The sequence below is a fragment of the Pseudomonadota bacterium genome (assembly GCA_039193195.1).
Taxonomy (GTDB): Bacteria; Pseudomonadota; Gammaproteobacteria; order Steroidobacterales; family JBCBZW01; genus JBCBZW01.
Genome location: JBCCWS010000001.1, coordinates 354,750 through 372,069, shown reverse-complemented (window position 1 = coordinate 372,069; position 17,320 = coordinate 354,750). Strand labels below are relative to the sequence as shown.

11 protein-coding genes are annotated in these 17,320 nt (G+C 64.3%); 6 read left to right on the top strand and 5 right to left on the bottom strand.

Features of this window, described 5'->3' with window-relative positions; genetic code table 11:
- Positions 1 to 40: 40 nt before the first annotated feature.
- The 5 genes from bchL to bchF are packed head-to-tail and all read right to left on the bottom strand — an operon-like array spanning position 41 to position 8,107.
- Positions 41 to 946 (bottom strand): ferredoxin:protochlorophyllide reductase (ATP-dependent) iron-sulfur ATP-binding protein, encoded by a 906-nt coding sequence (gene bchL / locus AAGA68_01565; GenBank protein ID MEM9383720.1) that lies wholly within the window; start codon positions 944 to 946, stop codon positions 41 to 43.
- Positions 943 to 4,701 carry a magnesium chelatase subunit H gene (locus AAGA68_01560; protein MEM9383719.1) on the bottom strand — a complete coding sequence of 1,253 codons (3,759 nt, stop codon included), beginning with the start codon at positions 4,699 to 4,701 and terminating at the stop codon, positions 943 to 945. The genes bchL and AAGA68_01560 overlap by 4 nt, the downstream gene beginning before the upstream one ends.
- Positions 4,676 to 6,280 (bottom strand): ferredoxin:protochlorophyllide reductase (ATP-dependent) subunit B, encoded by a 1,605-nt coding sequence (bchB, locus tag AAGA68_01555; protein MEM9383718.1) that lies wholly within the window; start codon positions 6,278 to 6,280, stop codon positions 4,676 to 4,678. Before bchB ends, AAGA68_01560 begins: the two co-directional genes overlap by 26 nt.
- Before the next feature lie 19 nt (positions 6,281 to 6,299).
- Positions 6,300 to 7,577 carry a ferredoxin:protochlorophyllide reductase (ATP-dependent) subunit N gene (locus AAGA68_01550; protein ID MEM9383717.1) on the bottom strand — a complete coding sequence of 426 codons (1,278 nt, stop codon included), beginning with the start codon at positions 7,575 to 7,577 and terminating at the stop codon, positions 6,300 to 6,302.
- Positions 7,578 to 7,582: 5 nt separating this feature from the next.
- Entirely contained in the window at positions 7,583 to 8,107 is a 525-nt protein-coding gene (gene bchF / locus AAGA68_01545; protein MEM9383716.1) for a 2-vinyl bacteriochlorophyllide hydratase, read from the bottom strand.
- Positions 8,108 to 8,348: 241 nt separating this feature from the next.
- Between bchF and AAGA68_01540 the strand changes: the two genes are divergently transcribed.
- From AAGA68_01540 to AAGA68_01515, 6 genes are all read left to right on the top strand, one after another.
- The gene (locus AAGA68_01540) at positions 8,349 to 9,236 is read left to right on the top strand and encodes a cobalamin B12-binding domain-containing protein (GenBank protein ID MEM9383715.1); all 888 of its coding nucleotides are present in this window, start codon (positions 8,349 to 8,351) and stop codon (positions 9,234 to 9,236) included.
- Positions 9,237 to 9,299: 63 nt separating this feature from the next.
- Positions 9,300 to 10,748 (top strand): transcriptional regulator PpsR, encoded by a 1,449-nt coding sequence (ppsR, locus tag AAGA68_01535; GenBank protein ID MEM9383714.1) that lies wholly within the window; start codon positions 9,300 to 9,302, stop codon positions 10,746 to 10,748.
- Between the two features lie 89 nt (positions 10,749 to 10,837).
- Positions 10,838 to 11,767 carry a chlorophyll synthase ChlG gene (chlG, locus tag AAGA68_01530; protein ID MEM9383713.1) on the top strand — a complete coding sequence of 310 codons (930 nt, stop codon included), beginning with the start codon at positions 10,838 to 10,840 and terminating at the stop codon, positions 11,765 to 11,767.
- Positions 11,768 to 11,769: 2 nt separating this feature from the next.
- The gene (locus AAGA68_01525) at positions 11,770 to 13,179 is read left to right on the top strand and encodes a BCD family MFS transporter (GenBank protein MEM9383712.1); all 1,410 of its coding nucleotides are present in this window, start codon (positions 11,770 to 11,772) and stop codon (positions 13,177 to 13,179) included.
- Between the two features lie 27 nt (positions 13,180 to 13,206).
- Positions 13,207 to 14,415, top strand: a complete 1,209-nt coding sequence (locus AAGA68_01520) for a geranylgeranyl diphosphate reductase (protein MEM9383711.1) — start codon at positions 13,207 to 13,209, stop codon at positions 14,413 to 14,415.
- A gap of 151 nt (positions 14,416 to 14,566) precedes the next feature.
- Positions 14,567 to 17,278: a M14 family zinc carboxypeptidase gene (locus tag AAGA68_01515; protein MEM9383710.1), complete on the top strand. Its 2,712-nt coding sequence runs from the start codon at positions 14,567 to 14,569 to the stop codon at positions 17,276 to 17,278.
- Positions 17,279 to 17,320: the final 42 nt, after the last annotated feature.

Here is a 17,320-nt window from a genome sequence, read left to right as displayed (position 1 = left end):
GTCCTCTCGTAGCCCTGCGCCCACGGTGGCGCTGCCGCCGCTAATCGAAGCCTAGGAAATCGAACAAGTCGCGATCCTTCATCGGCACCGCCGACACTGGGTCTAACCCATCCCAGAGGTTCTGCGCCAAACGAAGGTATTCGGTCTGTACCGCTTCCAGCTCCGCCGTTGGCTCAAGCTCGAAGAGGGTCGACTTCTTCAGGCGACTGCGGCGAATCACGTCGAGATCAGGAAAGTGGGCGACGCGCTCCAAACCGACTGCCTCGTTGAAGCGGTCGATCTCGTCCGTAGCGGCACTGCGGTTGGCGATTACCCCGCCCACGCGCACCTTGTAGTTCTTTGACTTCGCCTGGATGGCGGCGACGATACGATTCATTGCGAAGATGGAGTCGAAGTCGTTGGCAGTGACGATCAGGGCGCGATCCGCATGCTGCAGCGGCGCCGCGAAGCCACCGCACACCACATCTCCGAGCACATCGAAGATCACCACGTCCGTGTCTTCAAGCAGGTGGTGCTCTTTCAGCAACTTGACCGTCTGACCCACCACGTAGCCACCGCAACCCGTACCGGCAGGCGGCCCGCCGGCCTCCACGCACATCACCCCGTTGTAGCCCTCGTAGACGAAGTCATCGAGTTCGAGCTCTTCCGGGTGGAAGTCGACGGACTCAAGAACGTCGATTACGGTCGGCACTAGACTCTTGGTGAGCGTAAAGGTGGAATCGTGCTTTGGATCACACCCAATCTGCACCACGCGCTTGCCAAGCTTCGAGAACGCCACTGATAGGTTCGACGAGGTGGTGCTCTTGCCGATGCCACCTTTGCCGTACACGGCAAAGACCTTGGCTGCACCGATGCGCATGCTCGGGTCCTGCTGGACCTGAACGCTGCCCTCACCGTCTGGCGGTCGTCGCGTTTCGACTTTGACCGGAATACTCTCAAGACTCATGCGGCTGCTACCCCTTCGGACGTGACACCCTCGAGGCGATCCTCGAGTTCCTCGCCGGCGCGCCGCAGCGCCTCCAGCGTCTGTTCATCGGGCGACCAGTAGTCGCGTTCGTGCGCCTCTAACAGGCGATTCGCCACCTTCAAGGAGGCGGCGGGATTGAGCTCGGCGAGGCGCTTGCGCATCTCGTCATCGAGCACAAAAGTCTCCGAGAGGCGGTCGTAGACCCACGGGGCGACCTGCCCCGTCGTCGCAGACCACCCCAGTGTGTTGGTGATTGAGGCTTCGATCTGGCGTACGCCCTCGTAGCCGTGCTTCAGCATGCCCTCGTACCACTTCGGATTGAGCATGCGCGTACGCGCCTCGAGCGCCACCTGCTCGTTCAAGGTGCGCACGACAGACTTGCCGCAGGTCTGATCACCGATGTAAACGGGCACTTCGTCGCCACGCTCGCGAAGCACGGCGCGACCGATGCCTCCAAGCGTGTCGAAGTAGTGATCCACGGTGGTCACGCCCAGCTCGACGGACTCTAGGTTCTGATACGCGAGCTCCACCTTGCTGAGCACGCCCGCAAGCAGCCTAGACTGCTTCATCGGCTTGCCGGTGACGCCGTAGGCGAAGCACTTGCGCTGCGCGTAGGCATCGGCCAGTTCGTCCTCCTCATCCCAACAGCTCGAGTCGATCATCTGGTTGACGTTGGAGCCATAGGCGCCGTCCGCATTGGAGAAGACGCGCAGGGCCGCGGTCTCCAGGTCACCGCCGTGCTCGCGCTGCCAAGCCAAGGCGTTGGCACGCACGAAATTGACGTCCAGCGGTTCATCCTCTGCGCTAGCAGCGAGGTAAGCCGCTTCAGCTAACATACTCGTTTGCAGTGGCAGCAGATCCCGGAAGATGCCGGAGAGCGTCATCACCACGTCGATTCGCGGTCGACCCAGCTCTTCCAGGGGGATCAGAGCAGCCCCGCATAGGCGTCCGTAGCTGTCGAAGCGTGGTGTGGCGCCCATCAAGGCCAAGGCCTGGGCGAGTGGCCCACCTTCGTTCTTAATGTTGTCCGTACCCCACAAAACGATCGCGATCGACGTGGGTAACGCGCCCGTCTCCTGCTGATGGCGGGCCAGCAGCTGTTCAGCCTGACCGGCGCCATCGCGCACGGCGAAGGCGCTCGGGATACGGAAGGGATCGAAGCCGTGTAAGTTGCGCCCGGTGGGCAGTATGTCTGGCGTGCGGATGAGATCGCCGCCCGGGGCGGGCGCCACAAAACCGCCGTCAAGGGCGTGCACGATCGCGTCGAGCTCTGGGTCACCGCTCAGCTGACCGTTGATCTTGGCCAGGTGATCGTAGGCCGCGACGCGCTGCGCACGAGCGGGCTCCGCAAGACCTTGCGCGTCCTCATCGAAGGCCATCGCGTCCTCGGCATCCGCCCCCGTCGCCAAGGCTTCGAGCGCCTCTACGGGCGGCGTGAAGCCGTGGGAGGCGTCCGCCACTGCGCCGAGCCAGTCCACTCGCTCGCCTACGCTCGGCTCTGCCCCGACAACGTGCATACCGTGAGGAATGAGCGTGTACTCGAGCTCGAGCATGCGACCGGCCAACGCGTCGATCTGCTCCGCAGGCGTCTGCCAGAGAGGTGCTTCCTCAGCGAGGTCAAGCGCAGCCGCTTGGGTTTGGATGAGCGTGGGAAGGTCGTCTCGCCCGGCGCGTTCATCCGGCGCCAACGACCGCCATGTGTCCACCGACTCACGCAGATCGAGCAAGCCCTGATAAAGACCGGCGTGCTGCACCGGCGGCGTCATGTAGCTGACCAAGGTGGCAGCGGCGCGACGCTTGGCGATGGTGCCTTCCGATGGGTTGTTGGCTGCGTATAGATAGAAGTTCGGCAGCTCGCCGAGCAAGCGCTCTGGCCAGCACTGGTCTGACATGCCGGTCTGCTTGCCCGGCATGAACTCCAGCGCCCCATGAGTACCGAAGTGCAGGCACGCATGAGCGGCGAAGTCCTCACGCAGATAGCGGTAGAAGGCAGCGAAGGCGTGCGTTGGCGCGAAGCCCCCCTCGAACAGCAACCGCATGGGATCGCCTTCGTAACCGAAGGCCGGCTGGACGCCCACGATCACGTTGCCAAAGCGGGCACCCAACACGAACAGTGAGCGACCGTCGGTCTGGTGCTTGCCAGGTGCCGATCCCCACTGCCCTTCGATCTCATCGAGCCAGGGTTCGCGGCGCACGTGATCGTCCACACTGACGTGATCGAGCACGTTGGCATCCGTACCAAAGCGGCCACGGTTACCTTCGATCACCGCATCGCGTAAGGCGTCCACACTGGCCGGCACCTCCACCTCGTACCCTGCTCGTTGCAATCGGACAAGGGTGGCGTGGAGCGACTCGAACACGGAGAGGTAGGCGGCAGTGCCTACGCTGCCGCCGTTGGGCGGGAAGTTGAACAGAACGATCGCCACCCGCCGCTGCGCCCGCTCCGTACGGCGAAGCATCACCATGCTAGCCACACGGTCGGCCAAGCGCGCAGCCCGCTCCGGGTGGACCGACATCGCCCGATCTCGCCCGCCCTCAAGATCGCGGCGCCCACCGAACAGCATAGGTGCAGTGGCGCCATCAAGCTCCGGAATGGCCACCATCATCGTGGCCTCGACGGGCTGCAGACCGCGCGACGACGACTCCCATTGCTCGAGGGTTTGAAACTCTACGGGGTGACACGCGATGTACGGCACGTCGAGACGGCCGAGGATCTGAGCCGCTGCGTCCGCATCGTTGTAGGCTGGCCCGCCGACCAACGAAAAGCCCGTAAGGGACACGACGGTATCCACCGTGGCGTTGCCCTGTCGGTCAAAAAAGAACTGCTCCATCGCGGGGCGCGCGTCTAAACCGCTCGCGAAGGCGGGCACGACGCGCAAGCCTTTCGCTTCCAAGGCCTCGATCACGCCGTCGTAGTGATCTGCGTTACCGGCCAGCACGTACGATCGCAACACCAGTAATCCGACCGTGCCCGTCGCCTCGTCGGGAGACGGCAGGGCGGCTCGATCACCGCCCATGCGCCCGCTCATCCGCGGGTGATAGACGCCCACATCAGGGTAGTGCATCGGCGCTTCGGACTTGACCTTGCCGCGCAGCTTGCGATGGGCACCATCGGCGTAACGCCCCACGAGAAAACGCACCATCTCGACGACGTTGTCGTTGGACCCTGCCAACCAGTACTGCAGCGTGAGGAAATAGGCGCGAACGTCTTGGGCCGTGCCCGGGATGAAGCGCAGAATCGCAGGCAAGCGGCGCAACATGCTCATCTGCGATGCACCTGCAGACGACTGGTTAGCCGTTTTCTTCGGCTTGAGCTTCTTCAGCAACGCCATAGGGCCCTTGGGCGAGCCGTCCATGGTGAACCGGCCCATCCGGGTGAGCTTGGTTACCTCCCCTGCCGCCATCGCACAAACCAGGGCCGCACAATCATCGCGGCGAGCTTTCAGCTGCGGCAGTACCGCCTGGATGTGCTCTTCCAGGAACAGCATGTTGACGACCAGAATATCGGCGCTGGCGATGTCCTCGTGGCAGCTTGCGAGGGCCTCAGGATCATCGCCCCACTCCGCCGCGCAGTGCATCCGCACGCTGACGTTTAGCCCCTCCTGCGCAAAGCACTCACGCGCGTGCTCAACCGCCCCCCCCAAATGACTATCTAGGGTCACGATCACAAAGCGCAGTGGCTCCTGCCCCTTGGCAGCTGCCTTTGATTTAGCGGCCGAAGTGCGCTTTGGCATCGTAGAGCGTCTCAACAGTGATCGTGGCTACGCCGTGCTCGCGCGCGAAACGCTCCGTATTGCGCCTCGCCTTGCCGCGCACGAAGAAGGGGATCTTCTTCAGTTCACGCTCCGCGTCGTGCGCCCAACCCAGGGCGCTTTCCGGTGCTTCTTCCAGCCCGGCCTCGCCTTCGCCAGCCTGGGCAAGGCCTAGCGCAGACCGCTCGGCCACTGCATCCGGTCGATGCCCGCTCCCGAGGTGCGAGGCGACCGCGCCGTCGTGGAATTCGAAGTCTTCTCGGAACATAGTCAGCAGGTGCTCCTCCAGCCCCATCACTAAGGGATGCACCCAGCTGTCGAAGATGACGTTGGCCCCCTCCCATCCCATCTGTGGTGAGTACCTGGCGGGAAAGTCCTGCACGTGAACCGGAGCGGATATGACGGCGCACCCGATCCCTAACCGCTTGGCCATATGCCGCTCCATCTGCGTACCGAGCATCAGTTCCGGTTGCAGCTCGCTAACGTGCCGCTCAACCTCCAGATAGTCATCGGTGATCAGAGGCTCCAAACCGAGGGGCTTGGCTGCGGCACGCACCAGGCGCGCTTGCTCACGGCTGTAGGTGCCAATACCGACCACTTCAAAGGCCAGCTCTTCTTTAGCGATACGTGCCGCGGCGGCCACGTGCGTCGCGTCGCCAAAGATAAACACGCGCTTACCCGTGAGATAAGTGGAATCGACGCTACGCGAGTACCAGGGTAGCCGAGAAGGATCGCGCGCCAGCGCCTCGCTCACATCAACACCCAACACTTCGCCGAGCTCGGTGAGGAAGTCGCGCGTCGCACCCACCCCGATTGGCACCGTGTGCACGGCGGGCTGCCCGAAAGTACGCTCTAGCCACTTCACCAGCGTGCCGGAGACCTCCGGGTAGAGACTCACGTTGGCGTCCGCGTCGGGCAGTCGAGCGAGATCGGCAGGACTTGCCCCCATAGGCGCCACCACGTTGACGTCTACGCCCGCGCTCGCCAACAAGCGCTTCACTTCGACCACGTCGTCACGGCAGCGGAAGCCCAGGGAGGTGGGCCCAAGCAGATTCACCGAGGGGCGCTGTTGCTCAGGTCGTGCCGCTCGCTCCGCAGTGGCGCCGCGAGCGGGAATCTGATCCACCAGCATCGTGCGCGCCAGCTTGTAGAAGGTTTCGGCAGCGCCCCAATTCTCCTTGCGCGAGTAGGCCGGCAACTCAAGGGGCACCAACGGCACATTGAGCGGCGCCCCCTCGGCAAGGGCACCCGGCTGATCCTGAATCAACTCCGCGGTGCAGGACTCGCCCACGAGCATCGCCTGCGGCTTATAGCGCTCGTTAGCTTCCTCAAGCGTACGTAGGAACAGCCCGGCCGTGTCGCCGCCGAGATCGCGCGCTTGGAAGGTGGTGTAGGTGACTGGCGGTCGGGTATCGCGGCGCTCGATCATCGTAAACAGCAGATCCGCGTAGGTGTCGCCCTGAGGTGCGTGCAGCACGTAGTGCAGATCTTGCATCGACGTTGCGATGCGCATGGCCCCAACATGCGGCGGGCCTTCGTATGTCCAAACCGTCAGTTCCATGGCTCGACGCCGTCGGTTCTCAGACCGCCAGGCGCTCCTTTCGCAACAAAGGCCGTGCGAACAACTCCGCCAGGTCAGCTGCCTGATCGAAGCCGTGAACCGGCGAGAAAACGAGCTCGATAGACCACTTCGTGCGTAGCCCCTCGGCCTCCAAGGGATTGGCGAGACCAAGGCCACATACGGTCAGGTCGGGACGATCGGCGCGCACGCGATCCAGCTGCTCATCTACGTGCTGCCCCTCGACCAGCCGCACGTCGCGCGGAAGCTGGGGGAGTTCGCCAGCGAGCAGGCGCCGGTCGAGAAACGGCACTCCCACTTCCCCGAGCGCCATCCCACACTCGCGGTGCAAAAACCTGGCGAGGGGAATCTCGAGCTGGGAATCTGGCAGGAAGCTCACGCGCTGACCCTCGAGGGTGCTGCGGTAGCGGGCCAAGGCCTGACGGGCACGGCGTACGGGGGCCTCGGTGACCTGCGCCAATCGTTCCTCCGTGCAACCGAACACCTGAGCAGCCGCACGCAGCCAGGCGAGCGTTCCCTCCACTCCGAAGGGATAGGGCGCTGGGAGGTGGCGGGCGCCGCGCGCCTCGAGGGCCCGGGCCGTTTCTCCCAGGAAGGGCTGCGCCAGGAGAAAGGGCGTGCCAGGAGCGATCGGGGGCATCTGGGATGATTGCCGCGCCGGCAAAAAGCGCACAGGCCCAACGTCCATGGCGTCGAACTGACGTTGGAACTGATCTTCCACGATGTCTGGCAGACTGCCGACCACCAGCAGCGAGTGAGCGGCCGCGGGCTCCTCTGGCAGATGCTCCACGAGCGCTTTCAAGCACTGGTCTTCGCCCTGCGTGAAGGTCGTCTCGATCCCGCTGCCCGAGTAGCTCAGCACCCGCACCCGACCTGCGTGCGCCGCCGTTAGGCGTTCCGCAGCCTTAGCCAGATCAAGCTTGATAACCTCGGACGGGCAAGAACCGACAAGAAACAATGTGCGTATGTCCGGGCGACGCGCCAACAGCTCGCCAGCGATGCGGTCGAGCTCATCGTTGCAGTCGGCCATACCAGCAAGGTCACGGTCCTGAAGGATGGCCGTGCCGAAGCGAGGCTCCGCAAAGATCATCACTCCTGCCGCCGACTGGATGAGGTGCGCACACGTACGGGACCCAACCACCAGAAAGAAGGCGTCCTGGATTTTTCGGTGCAGCCAGATGATGCCCGTAAGACCGCAAAACACCTCGCGCTGGCCGCGCTCACGCAGCACTGGGAGATCGTCGCACGCAAGATCCTGCTGCAGGACGTGTTCCTGCACTTCGCTCACTTGCCGGCTCCGTAAGCGAGGGCGGCAGCGGGGACTGCGCCCGGCGCCGGCGCCAAGCGTGCCTGGCGCAGCTTCAGCACGAACTGGACTGCGTTCACCACGTAGGTGGCGTAGGCGATCAGCGCCAGCAACATCTGCCCTACGGGCCCCAGCGCACCAGTGAACACAGCGATGAGGTACGCCGTGTGCGTGCCGATCACCAGCATGCTGATGACGTCTTCCCAAAAGAAAGGTCCGGCGAAGAGGTATTGACCGAACACATCTCGCTCCCACAGCGCACCGGTCACCATGATGGTGTAGAGCACCAAGGTCTTGATCACTACCGACGCCGTGGCGAGCGCGAAGCCCTGCGCCCCGACGAGATAGCGGATCACGAGCACCAAGCTGACCAGAAACACGAGGAACTGAAGGGGCGCCAAGATGGCTTGCACCATCGTCCACGGCGATGCATCACGACGCCTTCGCTGCTCTGCGGTGTACAGCGCCGGCTGCGCGGGTGTTGTCGGCAGGCTTCGCTGCATCGGCCTCTCCACACAATAGGCACGGCCAATCTAGTCCTCGGACCCGCCAAGTGTCAACTCAGGTAGACACAAAGTTTCGTACCATCAGCTTGACAATTGTAGGACAGGAAGCGCTTAGTACGATCGCTCAAGGTGGTCGTCGCACGGGACGCGCAGAAGCCGCGATCGTGACGCGGCCGAGTCCACTCACATCCACCTTCCTGACGGGCAGGCGTATTTCGGTGGTAGGACGAGGTGAAACATGCCTGGCTGTTCGCAACGGGAGGGTGACGCTACGCAGCACGACGACAGTCGAGCGGCCAGCGCTTCCCGTTTCGATTGCACCGGGAAGGAATCACCGCACGGCCGCACCTTAGGTGGGCTCATCGCAACGATCGAGAGCGAGGTGATCCCGCGCTTGCTGCTCTCGAAACCTGAACAACAGTTAGTCAACCAGGCGCCGCCCGAGCCCACGGGGGCGCACGTCTCGGCCGCCTCCGTAGACGTCCTGGTCGACGCCCTGCTGCGGGACGAGGCGGTAGAGCCACTAATCGATGCCCATCTGGCGCAGGACGTCCCCGTCGAACAGATCTACAGCCAGCTGCTGGCGGGCGCCGCCCACGAGCTCGGCGAACGTTGGGAGCGGGACGGCGCCAGCTTCGCCGACGTTACCGTTGCGGTGGGCCGCCTGCAGCAGCTGCTGCGAGAGCTGAGCTACGACTTTCTCGGCGCCACCCGATGCTCCCATCCTCGACGCAGCATTCTGCTCGCTCCTTGCCCGGGCGAGCAGCATCTGTTCGGCACGCTGATGGTGTGTGAGTACTTTCGCCGTGCAGGTTGGGAAGTGGCAACCCTGCCGGGGGCTGATTTGGATGAACTCGCCAGCACTGTCGCAAACGATTGGTTCGCCGTGGTCGGCCTATCGGCTGGCTCGACCCGTCAGCTCGACTCCCTCGCAGCCACCATTCGCGCAATCAGGCGCATGTCAGCTAATCGCGCCATTGGCATCATGGCCGGCGGCCCAGCATTCACACATCGGCCAGAGCTCGTCGCTCGGGTAGGCGCTGATGCGGGCGCCGAGCAGGCGCGTGAGGCGCCAGCACGCGCCGAGCAACTGCTTGGACTGCTCGCCGCCGATTGCCGCGTCTGACGCTTCCATTAAGATGCACACCTTTTTGCTGGTTCGCACTGGGACTTAGGGACGGCATCACGCGTGAAGTCATTCAGGACTCCACAGGAATTCCTCGCCGCCGTGCATGTCGATGCAACGGCCAATCTGCTTGCCACGGCAGCGGACTTGGCCATCGTGCTCGGCCCCAACGGCGTCGTCGAAGACCTCGCCGTCAGCGATACCGACCTGGAGGAATTGGGCGTTGAGGGCTGGATAGGCAAGCGCCTGGAGGACACGGTTTCCGCTGATACGAGACCCAAGGTGCCCGAGCTGCTCGCCCAGGCACCTACCGACGCGCCGAGCGCCTGGCGCCAGCTCAATCACGTGGCCCGCAGCCGAGATAGCGCGGACGTACCGGTAAACTACGCTGCGCAGCGTTTAGGCGCTGGCGGTCAAATCATGTTGATCGGCCGCAACCTGGGTGCGATCTCGAAGCTGCAACAGCGCTTGGTCGAAGCACAGCAAACCCTGGAGCGGGATTACTCTCGCATCCGCATGGCGGAGACACGCTACCGGCTCCTATTCCAGACCACCGCCGAGGCGGTACTGATCGTTGACGCCAATACGGAGAAGGTCCTCGAGGCGAATCCAGCCACCAGAGAGTTGCTCGGGGAGGCGGGCCGCGGAATCGTCGGTCGGCGCTTGCTGGACTGTTTCGAAGCGAGTGCAGCGCAGGCGATCGGCACCATGTTGTCCACAATCCGCGGCGCAGGACGCGCGAGCGAAGTCACGGTCAACGGGGCCGACGGCGATCCCAGCCTGTTGGTCGGCGCCTCCATGTTCCGCCAGGACGCCAATCCCTGTTTTTTGGTGCGCGTCACCCTTCCCGAACGTCGCGAGGGCGGCGCCAGCGGCGACGGAACATCGCACTTCCTGAGCCTGATCGACCGCGCGCCAGAGGCCTTCGTCGTCACCGACCACGACACGCACATCCAAGCGGCCAATCCGGCCTTTGCCGACCTTGCTCAGTTGGCATCGGTCGACCAGGCCAACGGCAAGCCGCTGGAGACGTGGTTGGGCCGCCCCGGGGTGGACACCAACGTATTGCTCTCGCACCTGCGCCAGCATGGCAGCGTGCGCCACTATGAGACCAATCTACGCCCGGAGATCGGCCCGCCCGTCACAGTTGAGCTATCGGCGGTCATGGTCTCCAACGGGGAAGCAGCTGCCACCTACGGCTTTACTATCCGCCATACGGTGCGCGCGCAGGCAAGCAACGGCGACGGTCGCGAGCTGCCGCGCTCCGTTGAGCAGTTGACCGAGCTGGTGGGGCGCGTGCCGCTGAAGGAGCTCGTTCGCGAGACGACGGACGTGATCGAACGGCTCTGCATCGAAGCGGCGCTCGAGCTGACCGAGGACAACCGCGCCTCGGCCGCCGAGATGCTCGGCCTGAGCCGACAGAGCTTGTACGTAAAGCTTAGGCGCTACGGCCTAGGCGATCTCGCCAGCGATTCGGACGGCGAAAGCCCGCAGCCGGCGAGAGACACTTAGAGCGGTATCGTCAACCAGCAGCTACACTTGCAGCGATCCAGCTGTAAGCTTTAATTGACACTAAGGCCTGACGCGACTACCTTGGCGCCATGGCTACCAACGCTCCCCAAACCTCCACGGGTGCCGCTGCGGCAGCCGGGACGCCACTGCCCCAGTTCAGCGCTGTGGTGGAGCTGTTCAAGCCCATCACCTGGTTCCCGCCGATGTGGGCCTTCACCTGTGGCATCGTCTCCACAGGTCTCCCCGCTGATGGCCGCCTACTGATCATCGCCGCTGGCGTACTGCTCGCCGGTCCTATGGTCTGCGCCACCAGCCAGGCCGTGAACGACTGGTTCGATCGCCACGTCGACGCGATCAACCAGCCCGAGCGTCCGATTCCCTCGGGCCGCATCCCCGGCCGCTGGGGGCTCTACATCGCCATCGCATGGACGGGCGCTTCCCTCGCCCTGGCCACCGCCCTCGGACCTTGGGGCTTCGGCGCCGCCGTGTTCGGTCTTGTGCTGGCTTGGATCTACAGTGCCCCGCCCCTGCGCTTGAAGCAGAACGGCTGGTGGGGCAACTCTGCGGTCGCCCTATGCTACGAGGGATTGCCCTGGTTCACCGGTGCGGCCGTGATGGCCGCTGCGCCTCCCGATGGGCGCATCGTCACCTTGGCCCTGCTCTACAGCTTTGGCGCCCACGGCATCATGACCCTCAACGATTTCAAGTCCGTGGATGGGGACACGCAGATGGGCTTGCGGTCCCTACCGGTGCAACTCGGCGTCGAGCGCGCGGCGAGCCTTGCTTGCGTGGTGATGGTACTGCCGCAGTTGGTGGTGATTCCCCTGCTCTGGTTCTGGGGACAGCCCATTCACGCCCTGATCGTTCTCGGCCTACTGCTCGCGCAGTTGGCCCTGATGGCCAAGCTCTTGCGCCAACCGCGCGAGCTGGCCCCCTGGTACAACGCCACCGGCATCACCCTGTACGTGCTCGGCATGCTGGTAAGCGCCTTCGCCCTACGTGCACTCGCAGGAGGCTAGCCGTGCAAGGAGCTGCTCATCTCGGTTGGTTTGGCATCTTCCGTTTAGGCCTGGTGCAGGCCTCGCTCGGCGCCATCTTCGTCCTGGCCACCTCGGTGATCAATCGCGTCATGCAGGTCGAGCTCGGCCTGCCCGCGATGCTGGCGGGGGTCCTCATCGTCATCCACTACGCCGTGCAGATGGTGCGACCGCGCATGGGCTACGGCGCCGACCTCGGCCGTCGACATACGCCCTGGATACTCGGCGGTATGGCCGTACTCGCCTGCGGTGGCGTGCTCGCAGCGGTGGGCACGGCGCTGGCCAGCACCCATCTGCTCGCGGGTTTCGCCCTGGCCGCCGTCGCCTTCGTGACGATCGGCCTCGGTGTGGGGGCCTGTGGCACGGTCCTGCTCGTGTTGATGGCCAAACGCGTGCCCGAGGGGCGGCGCTCAGCAGCAGCTACCATTATCTGGACCATGATGATCGCGGGCTTTATCGTGTCCACCGCCGTGGCGGGCCGGCTGCTGGACCCCTTCTCCTTGCCACGCCTGATTGAGGTCACTGCGTGGATCGGCGCGGGCGCCATGCTTACGACCTTAATCGCAATGTTTCGCCTGGAAGGCCCATCAGCGACACCCACGGAAGCAATGGGGGAAGACGAGCAGCGGGAAGCGCCGGCCTTCGGCCGCGCACTGCGCCAAATCTGGGCTGAGCCCCAGGCGCGCCTGTTCACGATCTTCGTGTTTGTCTCGATGTTCGCCTACGGTGCTCAGGACCTGATCCTCGAGCCCTTCGCGGGCGTCGTCTTCGGCATGACTGCCGGCGAGTCTACGCTCCTCACGAGCACCCAAAACAAGGGCGTGCTCCTCGGCATGCTACTCATCGGCATCGTCTGCAGCTCGGCGCTACGCGGCCGCCTTGGGTCCGTACGGGCGTGGACCGTGGGCGGTTGCCTTGCGTCGGCGCTAGCCCTGGCCCTGCTCTCCATCGGGGGCTCCGTCGGCTCTGAATGGCCACTTGAAGCCAATGTCTTCGCCCTAGGACTGGCCAACGGCGTGTACGCGGTCGCGGCGATCACCTCGATGATGCAGCTGGCCAGCGCTGGGCGTGCCCGGCGCGTGGGCGTGCGTATGGGCCTGTGGGGCGCCTCCCAGGCCATCGCCATGGGTGTGGGGATGTTCCTCGGCACGGTCGCAGTGGATGTGGTGCGCGGCGTGTTTGGATCGCCCCTCGGCGCATTCGCCAGCGTGTTTGCTGCCCAAGCGGTCATCTTCTTAGCCGCTGCAGCCCTGGCCGCACGGATCGGCGAATCGAACGCTACTGCGCCGCAAGCACGCCCCGCATCTACGGGCTCTATGCCCTCCGCGACCCCAAGCAGCGGTGGTGGCGGCCACCCCTCTCTCAGCGCGCCGTCCGACCGGCACGTAATTTGATTCCGACGGCGAAGGAGATTCTCAGGTATGAGCCGCTCGATGGACATCTATGACGCAGTGGTAGTGGGGGGTGGACCCGCCGGTGCCACCGCCGCTGACGTGCTCGCCAGAAACGGTCGCTCCGTACTGCTTCTCGACAAGGCGGGCCGGATCAAGCCCTGCGGCGGTGCTATCCCGCCGCGCCTGATCCGCGACTTCGCGATCCCTGATCACATCCTCAAAGCCAAGGTGCAGTCCGCCCGCATGGTCTCGCCATCGAACAACCTCGTCGACATGCCGATCGGCGACGGTTACGTGGGCATGGTGGACCGCGACGAATTCGATGAATGGCTACGCGAGCGCGCCAAGGAGAGCGGCGCCGAGCGACGCACCGGTGCCTTCGAACACTTCGACCGCGACAGCGACGGCACCCTGCAGATCCACTACAAGGCACGCCACGGTGGTGCCGGCGACGTGGGCACGGTGAAAACACGCATGCTCATCGGCGCGGACGGCGCCCGCTCGGAAGTGGGCCGCCAGGGCGTACCCGGGGCCGGCAAGATACCCTTCGTTTACGCCTACCACGAGATCATCGAGTCCCCAGAGCCCGCTGAGACGACAGCGCACTTCGACGCTGCCCGCTGCGATGTGTATTACCAAGGCGATGTGTCGCCGGACTTCTACGGCTGGGTCTTCCCCCACGGCCATACCACGAGCGTTGGCACAGGCACGGCGATGAAGGGCCAGCACTCCCTGCGCCACGCCGTGGGCGAGCTGCGCAGTCGCGCCGGCCTAAGCGACGCTCCTACGGTCCGGCGCGAGGGTGCGCCCATCCCCATGAAGCCGCTCAAGCGATGGGATAACGGCAATGACATCATTCTCGCGGGCGACGCCGCGGGCCTGGTGGCCCCCGCCTCCGGCGAGGGCATCTACTACGCCATGCTGGGTGGCCAAGTGGTTGCCGAAGCCGTGGAACTCGCGCTAGCTAACGGAGACGCTCGCCTACTGCGCACGGCTCGCCGACGCTTCATGAAATCTCATGGCCAGGTGTTCTGGATCCTCGGCATGATGCAGCACTTCTGGTACCGCAACGACAAGCGCCGCGAGCGCTTCGTCAAAATCTGCGAAGACCGTGATGTGCAGCGCCTCACCTGGGATGCCTACATGAACAAGGAACTCGGCAAACCCGACCACGCGGCACACGCGCGAATCTTCTTCAAGGACCTTGCGCATCTGCTCGGGGTCGCCAAAGCCTAGCGTTGACAGGCGGTTCGCACAGGACCAACCCCGTGTGGACCGCCCTCATTTGGAGCGCCGTTACGGCCCGTTTTCGACGCCGCGCTGCGGCAATCCCACCACCACGTAACGATCACGCATAGCCCCTCAGGATCGCGTACTATCCAAAGAAATGAGCCCTCAACGTAAGGGCTCGGGTTACGCACAAGACTCTGGGGGTTTTCCCATGCGCTATCGCCTACTGCTCGCCGCGCTCACTCTGCTCGCACCGCTGGTCGCCACCTCTCATACGCTCGCCGTCGACGGCGACGATCCCATCGTCGTCACCGCCTACTTTGAAGACCGTACACAAGTGGAGGCGCTCGCGGCCGACTACGTGCCGTGGCGCGTGGTACACGAGAAGGGCTATCTCACCATCGGCGTCGATGCCGAGGGACTGGAACGCCTCAACAAGCTGGGCTTTCGAGTGGAACTCGATGAACGCGCAACGGCCCGCCTGCGCAGTCAGCAAAGACGCCTCGCGCTTACCCCCGCACCTCAAGGAAACATCCCCGGCTTCGTTTGCTACCGAACGGTGGAGGAGACGCTGGCCAGCGCGGCATCGATCGCCGAGAACTTCCCGGACCTTGCCGAGTGGACTCCGATTGGCGAGAGCTGGGAACGAGAAACCGGTCAGGGCGGCTTTGAGGTGAGCGTGCTGCGCCTCACCAACGAGAACATTCCTGGCCCCAAACCTAAGCTGTTCGCGATGAGCGCAATCCACGCGCGTGAGTACGCCACTGCGGAACTGAACACGCGCTTCGCCGAATACCTGATCGACAACTACGGCGTAGACGCGGATGCCACCTGGCTTCTCGACGCCCACGAGATCCACCTCGTCCTCCAAGCCAACCCAGACGGGCGCAAGCAAGCAGAGACCGGCCTGGTCTGGCGCAAGAACACCAATCAGAACTACTGCAGCCCCACGTCGACGGCCCGGGGCGCAGATCTGAACCGTAACTTCGAGTTTCTGTGGGGTTGCTGCGGCGGCTCTAGCGGCAACCAGTGCAACGAGACCTACCGTGGCCCTTCGCCAAGCTCGGAGCCCGAGACCCAGAACATCCAGAACTACCTGCGCACCATCTTCCCGGACCAGCGCGGCGATGATATCGGCGATGCGGCCCCAGCCGACGCTAGCGGCGTGTTCCTCGACATCCACAGCTTCAGCGAGCTCGTGCTTTGGCCCTGGGGCTGGGGAACTGCGGATGCGCCGAACGGCCCGGCTCTCACCACCCTCGGGCGTAAGCTTGCATTCTTCAATGGCTACGAACCTGATCAGGCCACTGGCCTGTACATCACCGATGGCACGACGATCGACTTCGCCTACGGCGAACTCGGCCTTGCTGCCTACGTGTACGAACTCGGTACCGAGTTCTTCCAAGAGTGCGGCGTGTTCGAGAACACGATTCTGCCGGACAATTTGCAGTCATTGCTCTACGCCGCCAAGAGCGCACGCGCCCCGTACCTGCTGCCGGCCGGCCCCGAGGTAATCGAGGTGAGCGTGGCGCAAGCGGTGGTTGAGCCGGGAGAGCCTGTGACCGTGTCGGCGACCGTGAGCGATGGCCGCTACAACAATAGCAACGGTCGTGAGCCCACCCAGGCCATCGTGGCCGCCCGCGCCTACGTGGACGTGGCCCCGTGGGAGGCTGGCGCCTCGCCGATAGCACTAGGCGCGGCGGACGGCAGCTTCGACGAAGTTGCCGAGGACGTGAACGGCCTGATCCCCACGGGCGCGCTGAACGACGGCCGCCACATCCTCTACGTAGAAGGTGAGGACGCCGCTGGCAACCGAGGCGTGGTCACCGCAGCCTTCTTCTACGTGCTCGATCCGGCCAACGCTGCCCGCCTGGCAGGCAGCGTCACCGCCGCCGATACGGGCCTGCCGCTGGATGCAACGATCAGTACCGAGACGTTCAGGACGGACACGCTGAGCGGCAACTACGAGCTACCCCTGCCCGCCGGCGACTACACCGTGTCCGTGGCGGCGCTCAGCGAGGACTACGCTAACCCGCCGCCGGTAGACTTGAGCTTAGCTGCCGGACAGATGCAGCAGCTGGACTTTGTCCTGGAACCCTTCTGCACGGTCTTCGCGGACGATGTAGAGAGCGGCAACCTGGGCTGGGAGCCTGAGGGGCGCTGGGCCATCAGCACAGAGCTGTCCAATAGCCCCGCTAACGCATGGTCAGACAGCCCCGGTGGCGATTACAACTCCAACCTGAGCGATTCGCTCACCTCCCCCGTATTCGACTTGAGCGCTTTCGATGATGTGCGCCTTAGCTGGAGCCAGGTATGCGACACGGAAGCCACCTATGATTTCTGCTACGTGGAAGTGAGCACCGACGGCAGCAGCTGGAGTACGCTGGCAAGCTTCGACGGCATTGCCAACAGCTTCTCCCAACAGCAGCTTGATCTGCCGCAGCTGGCCGGGGCCAGTCAAGCCCAGTTCCGCTTCCGCATCGACTCGGACGGCTTCGTAAGCGCCGACGGCTGGCACGTCGACGACGTACTCCTGCGCGCCGCCGGCGCCGGCTGTGACGCAGAAGACACGGACAGCGACGGGATCCCAGATGCGCAAGACAACTGCACCTTAGTGGCCAATGCGGATCAGCGAGACACCGATGGCGACGGCTTCGGCAATGTGTGCGATGCGGATCTGAACAATAACGGCATCGTCAACTTCCAGGACTTTCAGATCTTCCGGCCCCGCTTCAATAGTAGCGATGAGGATGCGGACTTTGACGGCAGCGGCATCGTCGATATCGCCGACTTCTTCATCCTCCGCGATAGCTTCGGTCAGCCCCCAGGCCCGGCCGGGGAGCTCGCGAGCGGCGCGACGGGCGACTGAGCCCGCAGAAACGTTAGGCGGGACACGCCAGCGCGTCCCGCC

Excerpts from the sequence above, each read along its gene's own strand:
- bchL (MEM9383720.1), bottom strand. The coding sequence starts at position 946 with ATGAGTCTTGAGAGTATTCCGGTCAAAGTCGAAACGCGACGACCGCCA.
- AAGA68_01560 (MEM9383719.1), bottom strand. The coding sequence starts at position 4,701 with ATGCCAAAGCGCACTTCGGCCGCTAAATCAAAGGCAGCTGCCAAGGGG.
- bchB (MEM9383718.1), bottom strand. The coding sequence starts at position 6,280 with ATGGAACTGACGGTTTGGACATACGAAGGCCCGCCGCATGTTGGGGCC.
- bchF (MEM9383716.1), bottom strand. The coding sequence starts at position 8,107 with ATGCAGCGAAGCCTGCCGACAACACCCGCGCAGCCGGCGCTGTACACC.
- AAGA68_01540 (MEM9383715.1), top strand. The coding sequence starts at position 8,349 with ATGCCTGGCTGTTCGCAACGGGAGGGTGACGCTACGCAGCACGACGAC.
- chlG (MEM9383713.1), top strand. The coding sequence starts at position 10,838 with ATGGCTACCAACGCTCCCCAAACCTCCACGGGTGCCGCTGCGGCAGCC.
- AAGA68_01520 (MEM9383711.1), top strand. The coding sequence starts at position 13,207 with ATGAGCCGCTCGATGGACATCTATGACGCAGTGGTAGTGGGGGGTGGA.
- AAGA68_01515 (MEM9383710.1), top strand. The coding sequence starts at position 14,567 with ATGAGCCCTCAACGTAAGGGCTCGGGTTACGCACAAGACTCTGGGGGT.